This window comes from Kitasatospora sp. NPDC001683 (genome assembly GCF_053596495.1).
The window spans coordinates 1-11,530 of sequence record NZ_JBSFGK010000135.1 but is presented as its reverse complement, the minus strand read 5'-3'; the positions used below and the strand labels follow the sequence as shown (position 1 = coordinate 11,530).

Below are 11,530 nucleotides of genomic sequence, written 5' to 3'. Positions count from 1 at the left end.
GCGAGGTGGGCGCATGAGCGAGCGCAGCGAGCGAACCGGCAAGAGGTGCGCGTGGGCGAATGCCCCCGCCGAGCGCAGCGAGGTGGGCGCATGAGCGAGCGCAGCGAGCGAACCGGCAAGAGGTGCGCGTGGGCGAATGCCCCCGCCGAGCGCAGCGAGGTGGGCGCATGAGTGGCTTCGAGGGCCAGGGCGTGGTGGTGACCGGCGCCGGCCGGGGCATCGGCGCCGCGCTGGCCCGGGCCTTCGCCGCGGCCGGCGCCCGGGTGGTGGTCAACGACCTGGACGCCGAGGCCGCCCGGGCGGTCGCCGAGGACTGCGGCGGCACCGCCCTGCCCGGGGACGCCGCCTCCGCCACCGGCCTGGCCGCCCTGGTCGGCCGGGCCCGCGCGGAGCTCGGCGAGATCGACGTCTGGTGCGCCAACGCGGGCGTCGCCCCGGTCGGCGGCGCCGACGCGCCCGCCGCGGCCTGGGCGAGCGCCTGGGAGGTCAACGTGCTGGCCCACGTCCGGGCCGCCGAACTGCTGCTCCCCCGCTGGCTGGAGCGCGGCCACGGCCGCTTCCTGGCCACCGTCTCCGCCGCCGGGCTGCTCACCATGCTCGGCTCGGCCCCGTACGCGGTCAGCAAGCACGGCGCGCTCGCCTTCGCCGAGTGGCTCTCCGCCACCTACCGCCACCGGGGCGTCAAGGTGCACGCGCTCTGCCCGCAGGGCGTGCGCACCGACATGCTGGCCTCCACCGGTCCGGTCGGCGAGGCGCTGCTGGCGCCGACCGCGCTGGATCCGGAGGACGTCGCCGAGGCGGCACTGGACGGGCTGCGCGAGGAGCGCTTCCTGATCCTGCCGCACCCGGAGACCGCCGAGCACTACCGCGTCCGGGCCACCGACCCGGAGCGCTGGATCGCCGGGATGAACCGGCTCCAGCAGGGACTGGAGAGGAGCGAGGTGCTGTGAGGGCCTGGCAGGTGGGTGAGCTCGGCGAGCCGGCCGCGGTGATGCGGCTGGCCGAGGACGTCGCGCGGCCGGAGCCCGGCCCGGGGCAGCTGCTGGTCCGGGTCCGGGCGGCGGCGGTGAACTTCCCGGACGCGCTGATGGTGCGCGGGCAGTACCAGGTGCGCCCGCCGCTGCCGTTCACCCCCGGAGTGGAGCTTTGCGGTGAGGTCGCGGACGGCGCCCGGCGCGGCGAGCGGCTGATCGGCAACCCGGTGCTGCCGCACGGCGCCTTCGCCGAGTACGCGCTGCTGGACGCCGAGGCCGCGTTCCCGGCGCCCGAGGCGCTGGACGACGCCGAGGCGGCGGCGCTGCACATCGGCTACCAGACCGCCTGGTTCGCGCTGCACCGCCGGGCCCGGCTGCGGGCCGGCGAGACCCTGCTGGTGCACGCGGCGGCCGGCGGGGTCGGCAGCGCGGCCGTCCAGCTCGGCCGGGCCGCCGGGGCCCGCGTGGTCGCCGTGGTCGGCGGCGCGGCCAAGGCGGAGGCGGCCCGTGCGCTCGGCGCCGACCTGGTGGTCGACCGGACGGCCGGGGACTTCGTCGCCGCCGTCAAGGAGTTCACCGGCGGGCGCGGTGCGGACGTGGTCTTCGACCCGGTCGGCGGCGAGGCCTACACCGGCTCCACCAAGTGCGTGGCCTTCGAGGGCCGGATCGTGGTGGTCGGCTTCGCCGCCGGGCAGATCCCGGCGCCGGCGCTCAACCACGCCCTGGTGAAGAACTACGCGATCCTCGGCCTGCACTGGGGCCTCTACAACACCCACGACCCGCGCGCCGTCCGGGCCGCCCACGACGAGCTGACCAAGCTCGCCGAGCAGGGCGTGGTCCGGCCGCTGGTCAGCGCCCGGGTCCCGCTGGCCGGGGCCGCGGAAGCCGTCCAGCTGGTCGCCGACGGGCGCAGCACGGGCCGGATCGCGGTTCTATGCGCCTGAGGCCGGCTCGGCGATGACCTCCAGGGCCGGGCGCGGCGGGCGGCCGAGCAGGGCGGCGAGGTCGCCCGGCCCGCCCGGCCCGGTCAGGAAGCCGTGGGCGATCGCCGAGTAGGTGCCCACCACCATCGGCACCTGGAAGTCGAACGCGTCCGAGGCCGCCACCGCCGTCCGGGCCTCGGAGAGCCGGCCCGGGCGGTACTCGGCGCCGAGCACCTCGGCCACCTCCGCGCCGCCCACCGCCCGTTCCCCCACCAGCTCGTACGTCCGGCCCGCGTGCCCGGCGGGCGCCAGGGCGACGTTCACCGCCACCTCGGCGAGGTCGGCCCGGGCCACCGCCGCCAGCCGCCCGGCGCCCAGCGGCGCGGTGATCACCCCGTCCGGGCCGGGCGCGGCGATCCCGGCCAGGAACTCCGCGTAGAGGCCGTTGCGCAGCACCGTCCAGCGCAGGGTGCCGGACTCGCGCAGCCGCCGCTCGGTCCAGCGGTGCGCCAGCGCGTAGGGCAGGTGGTCGCCGTCGCCGGACAGGCTGGTGTAGACGACGTGCTCGACGCCCGCCTTCTCGGCGGCCTCGATCGCCGCGCCGTGCCGGGCGATCACCACGTCGTCCTCGGCGGCGCCGGCCGAGATCAGCAGCAGCGTCCGCACCCCGTCGAAGGCCTCGGCCAGGGTCTCCGGCCGGTCGAAGTCCACCAGCCGGACCGGCAGTTCGCCCCGGACCTGCTCGGGCGTCCGGCTCCCCGCGACGACGTCCGCTCGGCCGGCGAGGCGCTCCAGGACGAGGGTGCCGAGACCTCCGTTGACACCAGTGACGAGCAGCATGGTTCTCCTCCGGATGGCTGGTCGTTGAAGACGTGACCATCCTCGGTAGCCTGGGCGTCCGGCGTAAGGAGGCACTTCCATGTCAGTAGGGCACACCACGGTGACCACCCCCCGTCCGGTGGTCTGGTGCGACGAAGGCGTCGACTGCGGCATCCGCGACCTGCTGAACCGGCTCGGCGACCGCTGGTCCGTCCTGGCCGTGGTCGAACTCGCCCAGGGCGTACGGCGGTTCCGCGAGCTGCAGCGCGCGCTGCCGGGGATCTCGCAGCGGATGCTGACCCTGACGGTGCGCCGGCTGGAGCGCGACGGACTGGTGTCCCGGACCGTCCACCCGACCGTCCCGCCGCAGGTGGAGTACGAGCTGACCCCGCTCGGGCACAGCCTCACCCACCTGGTGCGGGCGATGGTCGACTGGTCGTACGACCACCACGACGCCATCGTCACCTCCCGCCAGGAGTGGGACGAGGCCAACCCCGGCTCGGAGATCCGCTGACGCGGCACAACGCGGCCGGCGGTGGTTACGAACCCTGCGCCGTGAACGCGGTGGCGTGGTCGGCGGCCCACTGACGGAACGTTCGCGGGGCCGTGCCGAGGATGTCGGCCACCGCGGTGGTGACGTGTGCGGGCGGTCCGACCGCGGCGGCCCAGGCGGCGAGCAGCATGTCGACGACCGGGCGGAGCGCCGTGTCCTCCGACCGGCTCCGGAACTCGTCCGGCGTCATCTCCTCGAACGCGATCCGGCGCCCCAGGGCGGCGCCGATGGCGTCCACCTGTGCGGCCTGGGTCAGCGATTCGGGGCCCGTGAGGACGTAGTCACCTCCGGTATACCCGTCCTGGTGGAGCGTCCGGGCCGCGACGGCTGCCACGTCGCGGTCGTCGACCGGTGCCGTTTCGGCGGCGCCGTATGGCCATCGGACGACCTCGCCGAGCCGGATCGCGGGCGCCCACCAGGCCAGCGAGTTCGACGCGAGCATCCCCGGCCGGATGATCGACGACTCGAGTCCGGTGGCCGCGATGAGCCGCTCGATGTCGGCGTGCAGCGCGGCCATCGGATTGGGCTGCTGGAAGAAGGGGTGCGGCGTCCGATGTGGGGAGGAGAGGAAGACGACCCGCCGCACGTTGGCCGCCAGCCGGTCGATGACTGCGGCGGCGGTCCGAGGCGGGGCGGTCCAGACCAGGAAGACCGCACCGGCGCCCTTCAGCGCCGGGTCGAGCGACTCGGGGACGGTCAGGTCGCCGGTGAAGACCTCGACCTTCGCCGGCAGCGTCGCCGCCGCCTCGGACCGATGGGCCAGGGCGCGGACCGGTACGCCCGCGTCGAGGAGCCGGTCGATGACGATGCGGCCGATCCGGCCCGTCGCCCCGGTGACGAGCACGGGAGGAGTGACTGTGCGATTCATGCACCCATGAAATCCTTACTTGGTTAAAAAAGCAACCCAGTAAGGCATTGCTCGGCGGTCCGATGTCCCGCTCGCCCCGGCGAGATCAGGTCGCCCAGGGCGGTGCGGATCCAGCCCGGTGCCATGAGTACGAAGGCGCGCCGCGTCTCACTCTGCCGGGCCGCGAAGCTCCGCATGACATCCGGCGTCGTCTCCGTTCCTCGGGCCTCGTACTCCGGTCGGGCCTCGTCCCGGGGGTTCCGCCCGCACCGCAGCGCACGCGAGCCACCGGCGCTCCCTGCGCGACGCAGCGCGGCAACAACGCGAGGACCTCCTGGGACGGCGGCCTCCCCGCACGGCCGCGGTGATCGACATCAACGCCTTCACCATGCTCCGCCAGTTCTAGCGGGAGCGGGCCGTGGATAGGCTGGCACGGCACGTCAGATGGCCGGGAGTGGCCGGGGAGGGTCCTGGAGCATGGGGAAGAAGAGCGAGCTGGACGACCTGCGGGCACGGCTGGCGACGCTGGAGGCGGAGGTCGACCGCCTGCGTGGTGAGGCTGCGGCGGCGGGTGCGACGACGACGGCCCAGAGGGGGGAACGCGGGCAGCCGCAGTCGATGACCCGTATCGCCGATGCCGTCGGTGTCATGGTCTCCGGCCGGACCGAGGAGCGGACCCGGGTCCTGCGGGCGCGCGCCGAGCCCCTGGAAAGCAGCCGGAGCGCGCCGCTCCCCGAGCACGGCCAGTTCCTGGAGAACCTCCTGTCGGGCCGGCCTGCTCTCCAGGAGGAGCTGCGCCGCCGGTAGCGGCCCGGGCCCAGGGGTCAGGCCCCCGCGCCGACCGGGCGGCGGGCGGGCGGGGTCCGGTGGCGGCCCTGGAAGGTGCGGCGGTAGGCGGCGGGTGAGACTCCGATCGCGGCGGCGAGGTGCTGGCGCAGGGAAGATGCGCTGCCGAAGCCGGCCTGCTCGGCGACCCGGTCGACCGGCAGGTGGCTGGATTCCAGCAGCCCACGGGCGAGTTCGAGGCGCTGGGTGGTGAGCCACTGGCCGGGGTCTGGCCGGTCTCGGCGAGGAAGCGGCGGCTGAAGGTGCGCACGCTCATGCCCGCCCGGGCGGCCATCTCGGCGACGCCGTGTTCCCGCTCGCGGACGCCGCCAGGGCGCACGAGCTCGGCGAGGCCGGACACACCGTCGGCAAGCTGGTGCTGACCGTCGACTGACGACGGGGCGGTTTCGGCCAGAGCGTCACCCCCGTGGCGCGCAAGGCGTCCTTGTCGCCTACGGCGCACGCCGCTTCCATGGCCGCATGGGCCGACGAGACCTCGTTCTTCTGACCGATCACAGCTCCACCGAGGGCACCCGGGACGCGATGGCCACCGCCGCCCGGCGGCTGACCGGCCGCGAGCCCGTCCTGGTGGACGCGCGGCACTTCATGACGGACGGAACGGACGGCTCCCGAGACGCCACCGGCCGGATCGAAGCCGTGGGCGAGGGCACCGTCCGCCTGGAGGCCGAGGGTCGCGTCGTGACCACGGACACGGTGGTCGTCTACGAGATCCCGCCGCACCGGCGCCCCGCCTTCGCCCGCTGCCAGTGGCAGTTGCGCGCGGCCGGCGTCCGCTCGCTCGGCACCGACGTCGAGGCCTGGCGCGCGGCGACCGAGAAGGACCGCACGGTCGAGCGCTTCACCCGGGACGGCGTGCCGCACATGCCGACCATCACCCTCTCCCGGCCGGGCCCGGAAGCCGCCACCCAGGCCTTCGAACGGCTCGGCGGCGACGTCTGGGCCCGGCCCTGCGTCGGCATGGGCGGCGACGACGTCTTCCACGTCACCACGCACGCCCAACTGGCCGCCGCCGCACGGCACTACGCGAATCTCGGCGCCGACTGGCTGATCGCCCAGGACGCCCGGAACTTCACCGCCGACGGGCGGCGCCACCAGTACCGGGTGGTCGTCCTCGGCGGCCGGGTCGTCCGCGCGACGGAGCACGTACAGGCGGACCCGGACGCGCCGTGCAACGAATGCCGGGGCGCCGTCTCCACCCTGCTGGAGACCGACGAGATCCCGCCGGGCATCCCCGAGTTGGCGATCCAGGCCACCAAGTCGCTCGGCCTCCCGCTGGCTGGCGTGGACCTCGCCGCCGAGAGCGGCGGCGTGGTCTTCGAGGTCAACGTCCACCCGGCCTTCGGCACGCGAGGGGTGGAGCAGATCGCCCTCCCGTACGTCGCGGCGCACCTGCAGTCCTGAAGCAAATTGTCGATCGAAATCCAATTGCCGAACGCCAGATCGCCCATGATGACCCGTTCGCGTGAAATGCACCGCTCGGCCCTACTCGTTCGCCGACGATGGATGCTCCAATTGGCACGCACTCGAGCCTGAGCTGCTGAATCACACCCTGGCCGTGCGCGAACCACACGGCCTACCGGGAGAACGGAAACCGACTCATGGCATTTGCTCTCCGCAAGACGCTCGCCGTCGCCGCTCTGGCGCTGACGGCCTCCTTCCTGCCGGCCGGCGGGGCCGGGGCCGCCGACACCGACCACTCGGCCCCGCGCACCCCCGGTCTCTACTGCCTCGCCAACGCCTGGAACACCCCGAACATCGGCACGAAGCCGTGCAACTCCAGCGACCCCGGACAGCACTGGACCCTCGCGGGCGAGCAGATCTCCCTCAGCAACGCGCGGGGCTACTGCCTCGCCAACACCTGGAACACCCAGAGCGTCTCGGTGAAGCCCTGCAACCCCAATGACCCGGGGCAGTACTGGACCGTGTCGGGCGAGCAGATCTCCCTCACCTTCGCGCCGGCCTACTGCCTCGCCAACGCCTGGGACTCCCCGGCCGTCGGCACGCAGCCGTGCAACATCGCCGACCCCGGCCAGCACTGGGTGGTCTTCAACGACCAGATCAGCCTGGCGCTCGCCTGACGAACCCCACCGTGGTGCCCGGGGCCGCTCCTGTCGGCCCCGGGCACCACGCTGTCGTGCCACCGGCTAACGCTCGTACGTCATCTCCGGGAAGCGCGCCGAGGGGCCGTCCAGCAGGTGGTCGTCGTGGCCGCGCAGCCAGCGGTCGAAGAAGGACGCCACGTAGGAGCGGGTGGCGAGTTCGGCGCGGTCGGGGCGGATGGTGCCGACGTCCTTGGTCACCTGCTCGGGGCTGATCGCACCCTGCCGGGCGAGTTGGGGCAGCAGGGACTGCGCGTCGGTGTACGAGCCGTGCCGGGAGCCGTCCAGGGTGAGGTCGGCGTGCCATCCGGTGCTGTGCCGCCAGAGGGCGTCCCAGCCGGGCTGCTGGCGGTAGCTGCCGGAGTCCTTGCTCCGGGTCCCCATCAGCAGGAACGGGCGGTCCAGGCCGTCCTCGGCGACGCTGGGCAGGAAGACGCCGGTCTGCCCGTCCGGGCCGGGGAAGTGCAGCTGGCCGTCCAGGTTGATCCCGGCCGCGATCCGCCGGTCGTCGTGCATCGTCTGCAGGGCGGTGAAGCCGCCCGCCGAGTGGCCGATCATGCCGATCCGGTCGAGGTCGAGCGAGGCGGCGAGGCCGGTCGGCAGGCCCGGGACGCGGCGCAGCCCGGCGAGTTCGTCCAGCACGAAGCGGGTGTCGTCGACCCGGGTGGACAGGGACTTGCGCAGCACGGCGCCGATGTCGAGACCGGGCCGTCCCAGCATGGCGGGGAACACCGAGGTGGCCAAGTCGCCACCGGGGAAGGCGACTTCGGAGGCCTCGTAGGTGTGGTCGATGGTGACGACGACGTAGCCGCGCGAGGCGAGGTCCTCGACCAGGGCCGTGCCCCAGCTGCGCGGGTCGCCGAGCCCGGGCGAGTACAGCACCACCGGGCGCGGGCCGCCGGGGCGGGCCGGGGCGTCCTGCCGGGCGTGGGTGCGGATGGCGGCCCAGTCCGTACTGCCGGGCTGGACACCGTAGTTGAGCTGCGCCATGCCGGTGGCGCTGCCGTAGTGCTGCCCGGCGGCGGGCGCCATGTAGCGGGCGCGGTCCTCGCCGGCGGCCGGGCGGGCGGTCGGGTACCAGAAGCTGATCATCAGCTCGCGCTTGCGCCCGGGCTGCCAGGGGTCCTCCCGCCCGGCGTCGGTCAGGTGCAGCGAGGTGGTCCCGATCGGGTACGGCCCGGTCGGCTGCGGCAGCCATGCCGTGGCCTGCCGCCCGCCATCGCCGTCCGCCGGCGCCGCCACCGCCCCGGGCGCGCCCGCCACCCCCAGCGCCGCCGACGCCGCCAGCAGTACCGCCGCCACGGCCCGTCCCCGCCCGCCCATGTTGCCGTCTCCCTCGTCGCGTCCCGTGTTCCGTTGACGAAGCAGACGCTACGGGCGGGGCGGGCCGGATCCGTCATACCGAAGAGCCAAGTCCCCCTGAGTACTTCGGTATGACATCCCTACGGGTCGGGGCACACTCGCCCTGGCGGTAGGGACCGCACCCTCGCGCCCTCAGCCGCCGAGGTGGCCGGCCAGGGCCTCGATGGTGCGGCGGCGCATCGTGTACATCGAGACCGCCGAGCCGTCCGCGAAGCGCAGCCGGAACCTCGCCATAGCCTGCAGTCGCGGGCGCCGCTCCACCCCCGCCACCAGGTCGCGCGGGACGTGCCAGTGGAGTCGGCCGAGCTTGCGGATGTCCGGCCCGACCGTGACGAAGGCGGTGCGGCGGTCGGTGACCACCAGCAGCTTGGCCGCGACCCCGCTCTCCACGTTCGGGAAGCTGCGCGCGATGCTGCCCGACCCCCCGGTCACCGCCCCGATCCGCGCCAGCTTGTTGCCGATCGCCGCCCCGGCGCCGTCCCCGATCCCCTCCGCCCCGGCGGCCGGGATCACCTTCGCGACGTCCACCAGCTGCTCGTCCGGGTCCAGCAGCGGTTGCACGGCCTGGCGGTAACGGTTCATCAGGGTCTCGGTCATCCCGTCAGACTAGCGGGGGATGATCAAGGATCGGGCACGGGGACGGCGTCGGCGTGCGTCAGCGGTACTGCTTGAGCTCCCGGCGGGCCAGCGAGCGCTTGTGCACCTCGTCCGGCCCGTCCGCGAGGCGCAGGGTGCGGTTGCCCGCCCACAGCTGGGCCAGCGGGGTGTCCTGGCTGACCCCGGCCGCGCCGTGTGCCTGGACGGCCTTGTCGAGGATCCACTCGACGGTGCGCGGGGTGGCGATCTTGATGGCCTGGATCTCGGTGTGGGCGCCCCGGTTGCCGACGGTGTCCATCAGCCAGGCCGTCTTGAGCACGAGCAGCCGCAACTGTTCGATCCGCACCCTGGATTCGGCGATCCAGTCCTGCACCACACCCTGCTCGGCCAGCGGACGGCCGAAGGCGACGCGCTCGTTCGCCCTGCGGCACATCAGCTCCAGGGCGCGCTCGGCGATGCCGATGGCCCGCATGCAGTGGTGGATCCGGCCGGGCCCCAACCGGGCCTGGGCGATGGCGAAGCCGGTGCCCTCCTCGCCGATCAGGTTCTCGACGGGCACGCGGACGTCCTCGAACAGCACCTCGGCGTGGCCGCCGTGGTCGGCGTCGTCGTAGCCGAAGACCGTCATGCCGCGCTTGACGGTGACGCCCGGGGTGTCGCGCGGGACGATCACCATGCTCTGCTGCCGGTGCGGGGCCGCGTCCGGGTCGGTCTTGCCCATCACGATGAACAGCTTGCAGTCCGGGTTCATCGCACCGGTGATGTACCACTTGCGGCCGTTGACGAGGTACTCGTCGCCGTCGCGCTCGATCCGGGTGGCGATGTTGGTGGCGTCCGAGGAGGCGACCTCGGGCTCGGTCATCGCGAACGCGGAGCGGATCTCGGCGTTCAGGAGCGGGCGCAGCCAGCGCTCCTTCTGCTCGGCGCTGCCGCACTGGGCCAGCAGCTCCATGTTGCCGGTGTCGGGGGCCGCGCAGTTGAGGGCGGGCGGGGCCAACTGGATGCTGCGGCCGGTGATCTCGGCGAGCGGGGCGTACTGGAGGTTGGTGAGGCCGGCGCCGTGCTCGCCGGGGATGCTGTGCTTGTCCACGAAGAAGAGGTTCCACAGGCCCTGCTTGCGGGCCTCCGCCTGGAGGTCGGCGATCACCGGCGGGGCGGCCCAGCGCTCGCGGGCGGGGTCGGCGAGCTGCTGCGCGAGGACGGTTTCGGCGGGGTAGACGTGCTGGTCCATGAACGCGAGCAGTTGCTCGCGGAGTTCGTCGGTGCGGGCGTCGTAGGCGAAGTCCATTGTGGTTAGCCCTCCTTGAGGGTGCTGAGGCCGTGCCGGGCGAGGATCGGGGCCATCTCGCCGGCACGCTCGAAACCGGCGCCCAGGGTGCGGCCCTGTTGGAAGCGGTAGTGGATGCCCTCGGCGACGGCGGCGAGCTTGAAGGAGGCGAAGGCCACGTACCAGTCCAGGTCGGCGGCCTGACGGCCGGTCAACTCGGCGTAGTACGAGACGATTTCGTCGGGCTTCGGGAAGCCGGGGGCGGTCATGGCGGAGGGGATGATGCCCCCGCCGACGCCGGCCAGCTCGGTGTACATCACCAGGAGGCCGATGTCGGTGAGCGGGTCGCCGAGGGTGGACATCTCCCAGTCGAGGACGGCGGTGATCGTGTCGGAGTCGTCGACCAGGACGTTGTCGAGGCGGTAGTCGCCGTGGACCAGGGCGGGGGCGGGCGAGGCGGGGAGGCGGTCGGAGAGGAGGGCGTGCAGCCGGTCGAGGTCGGGGAGGTCGCGGCTGCGGGACTTCTCCAGCTGGGTGGACCACCGTCGAAGCTGGCGCTCCAGGTAACCCTCGGGGCGACCGAAGTCGGCGAGGCCGACGGTGGCCGGGTCGATCTTGTGCAGGGCGGCGAGGGTTTCGACCAGGTTGCGGCCGAGGGCGGCGACCCGCTGCTCACCGAGGGCGGCCAGCGTCTCGCGATCGCGGTGCGCGACGCCGCTGACGTGCTCCATCAAGTACCAGGGGGCGCCGAGCACGTCGGTCTCGTGGTCGATCAGCAGCATCTGCGGCACGGGGACGTCGGTGTCGCGCAGGGCCGACATCACGCGGTACTCGCGGCCCATGTCGTGCGCGGTGGCCAGGACGTGCCCGAGCGGCGGGCGACGCAGGACCCACCGGGTGACGTCGTCCGTGAGGACGTACGTGAGGTTGGAGCGGCCCCCCTCGATGAGCGAGGCCCGCAGCGGCCCGTGGAGGGCGTCGGGCAGCTCCCGGTCGAGGTACGAACGGAGGCCGCCCAGGTCCAGGCCGGGCGGATCGGCGGGAGTCTCGGACATCGGGCGGCTCCTCGGGGACGGCAGGATCGATGACTAAGCGCTTGCTTAGCATTTAGCCGTAGCGGGCCCCCTGTCAATGCCGCGAGCCCCCGGACTCACCCGCTACGCCCAGCTCTACGGCGCCGCCGTGACCGTGGTCGACACCGCCGGGCACATCGTCGGCCGGGCCGGACCAGCCCCGGGCGGCA

General features: G+C 73.6%; 13 protein-coding genes and 1 pseudogene. 7 read left to right on the top strand and 7 right to left on the bottom strand.

The features are described from left to right. The first annotated feature begins 167 nt into the window (after positions 1-167). Both ACWCYO_RS37495 and ACWCYO_RS37490 read left to right on the top strand, forming a co-directional pair. On the top strand, positions 168-950 hold the full coding sequence (locus tag ACWCYO_RS37495; protein WP_270149411.1) for an SDR family NAD(P)-dependent oxidoreductase: 783 nt from the start codon (positions 168-170) through the stop codon (positions 948-950). Beyond that, complete coding sequence (locus ACWCYO_RS37490; RefSeq protein WP_449786720.1) at positions 947-1,918, top strand: NADPH:quinone oxidoreductase family protein; 972 nt, start codon at positions 947-949, stop codon at positions 1,916-1,918. The genes ACWCYO_RS37495 and ACWCYO_RS37490 overlap by 4 nt, the downstream gene beginning before the upstream one ends. Here ACWCYO_RS37490 and ACWCYO_RS37485 read toward each other — a convergent pair. Continuing rightward, the gene (locus tag ACWCYO_RS37485) at positions 1,907-2,737 is read right to left on the bottom strand and encodes an NAD(P)H-binding protein (protein ID WP_270149407.1); all 831 of its coding nucleotides are present in this window, start codon (positions 2,735-2,737) and stop codon (positions 1,907-1,909) included. The genes ACWCYO_RS37490 and ACWCYO_RS37485 overlap by 12 nt on opposite strands. 79 nt (positions 2,738-2,816) lie before the next feature. Here ACWCYO_RS37485 and ACWCYO_RS37480 point away from each other — a divergent pair, with 79 nt between their 5' ends. Beyond that, positions 2,817-3,230, top strand: a complete 414-nt coding sequence (locus tag ACWCYO_RS37480) for a winged helix-turn-helix transcriptional regulator (RefSeq protein ID WP_449786719.1) — start codon at positions 2,817-2,819, stop codon at positions 3,228-3,230. A 25-nt stretch (positions 3,231-3,255) separates the two neighbouring features. Here the strand turns inward: ACWCYO_RS37480 and ACWCYO_RS37475 are convergent, their stop codons facing one another. Then, positions 3,256-4,137 carry an SDR family oxidoreductase gene (locus ACWCYO_RS37475; protein ID WP_449786718.1) on the bottom strand — a complete coding sequence of 294 codons (882 nt, stop codon included), beginning with the start codon at positions 4,135-4,137 and terminating at the stop codon, positions 3,256-3,258. Between the two features lie 456 nt (positions 4,138-4,593). On the opposite strand from ACWCYO_RS37475, the gene ACWCYO_RS37470 reads away from it, so the two are divergent. Next, entirely contained in the window at positions 4,594-4,923 is a 330-nt protein-coding gene (locus tag ACWCYO_RS37470; protein ID WP_270149401.1) for a hypothetical protein, read from the top strand. 17 nt (positions 4,924-4,940) lie between these two features. Here ACWCYO_RS37470 and ACWCYO_RS37465 read toward each other — a convergent pair. Beyond that, a pseudogene (locus ACWCYO_RS37465) lies at positions 4,941-5,248 on the bottom strand (helix-turn-helix domain-containing protein); the annotation flags it as partial. Here ACWCYO_RS37465 and ACWCYO_RS37460 point away from each other — a divergent pair. The 3 genes from ACWCYO_RS37460 (at position 5,249) to ACWCYO_RS37450 (ending at position 7,040) form a co-directional block, all read left to right on the top strand. Further along, positions 5,249-5,335 carry a zinc-binding dehydrogenase gene (locus tag ACWCYO_RS37460; protein ID WP_405000850.1) on the top strand — a complete coding sequence of 29 codons (87 nt, stop codon included), beginning with the start codon at positions 5,249-5,251 and terminating at the stop codon, positions 5,333-5,335. 86 nt (positions 5,336-5,421) lie between these two features. After that, positions 5,422-6,363, top strand: a complete 942-nt coding sequence (locus ACWCYO_RS37455; protein WP_449786717.1) for an ATP-grasp domain-containing protein — start codon at positions 5,422-5,424, stop codon at positions 6,361-6,363. A gap of 197 nt (positions 6,364-6,560) precedes the next feature. Beyond that, complete coding sequence (locus tag ACWCYO_RS37450) at positions 6,561-7,040, top strand: ricin-type beta-trefoil lectin domain protein (protein ID WP_270149398.1); 480 nt, start codon at positions 6,561-6,563, stop codon at positions 7,038-7,040. A gap of 66 nt (positions 7,041-7,106) precedes the next feature. Here the strand turns inward: ACWCYO_RS37450 and ACWCYO_RS37445 are convergent, their stop codons facing one another. The 4 genes from ACWCYO_RS37445 to ACWCYO_RS37430 all read right to left on the bottom strand — a co-directional run bounded on the left by ACWCYO_RS37445 (position 7,107) and on the right by ACWCYO_RS37430 (position 11,342). Beyond that, the gene (locus tag ACWCYO_RS37445) at positions 7,107-8,384 is read right to left on the bottom strand and encodes an alpha/beta hydrolase family protein (RefSeq protein WP_449786716.1); all 1,278 of its coding nucleotides are present in this window, start codon (positions 8,382-8,384) and stop codon (positions 7,107-7,109) included. A gap of 171 nt (positions 8,385-8,555) precedes the next feature. Continuing rightward, positions 8,556-9,020: a hypothetical protein gene (locus tag ACWCYO_RS37440; protein WP_449786715.1), complete on the bottom strand. Its 465-nt coding sequence runs from the start codon at positions 9,018-9,020 to the stop codon at positions 8,556-8,558. Between the two features lie 58 nt (positions 9,021-9,078). Further along, the gene (locus tag ACWCYO_RS37435) at positions 9,079-10,308 is read right to left on the bottom strand and encodes an acyl-CoA dehydrogenase family protein (RefSeq protein WP_449786714.1); all 1,230 of its coding nucleotides are present in this window, start codon (positions 10,306-10,308) and stop codon (positions 9,079-9,081) included. A gap of 5 nt (positions 10,309-10,313) precedes the next feature. Continuing rightward, positions 10,314-11,342: a phosphotransferase family protein gene (locus tag ACWCYO_RS37430; protein WP_449786713.1), complete on the bottom strand. Its 1,029-nt coding sequence runs from the start codon at positions 11,340-11,342 to the stop codon at positions 10,314-10,316. Positions 11,343-11,530 lie beyond the last annotated feature (188 nt).

Bases quoted from the DNA above. Each gene is read 5' to 3' on its own strand.
- ACWCYO_RS37495 (WP_270149411.1), top strand. From the start codon at position 168: ATGAGTGGCTTCGAGGGCCAGGGCGTGGTGGTGACCGGCGCCGGCCGG.
- ACWCYO_RS37485 (WP_270149407.1), bottom strand. From the start codon at position 2,737: ATGCTGCTCGTCACTGGTGTCAACGGAGGTCTCGGCACCCTCGTCCTG.
- ACWCYO_RS37480 (WP_449786719.1), top strand. From the start codon at position 2,817: ATGTCAGTAGGGCACACCACGGTGACCACCCCCCGTCCGGTGGTCTGG.
- ACWCYO_RS37475 (WP_449786718.1), bottom strand. From the start codon at position 4,137: ATGAATCGCACAGTCACTCCTCCCGTGCTCGTCACCGGGGCGACGGGC.
- ACWCYO_RS37470 (WP_270149401.1), top strand. From the start codon at position 4,594: ATGGGGAAGAAGAGCGAGCTGGACGACCTGCGGGCACGGCTGGCGACG.
- ACWCYO_RS37455 (WP_449786717.1), top strand. From the start codon at position 5,422: ATGGGCCGACGAGACCTCGTTCTTCTGACCGATCACAGCTCCACCGAG.
- ACWCYO_RS37450 (WP_270149398.1), top strand. From the start codon at position 6,561: ATGGCATTTGCTCTCCGCAAGACGCTCGCCGTCGCCGCTCTGGCGCTG.
- ACWCYO_RS37445 (WP_449786716.1), bottom strand. From the start codon at position 8,384: ATGGGCGGGCGGGGACGGGCCGTGGCGGCGGTACTGCTGGCGGCGTCG.
- ACWCYO_RS37440 (WP_449786715.1), bottom strand. From the start codon at position 9,020: ATGACCGAGACCCTGATGAACCGTTACCGCCAGGCCGTGCAACCGCTG.
- ACWCYO_RS37435 (WP_449786714.1), bottom strand. From the start codon at position 10,308: ATGGACTTCGCCTACGACGCCCGCACCGACGAACTCCGCGAGCAACTG.
- ACWCYO_RS37430 (WP_449786713.1), bottom strand. From the start codon at position 11,342: ATGTCCGAGACTCCCGCCGATCCGCCCGGCCTGGACCTGGGCGGCCTC.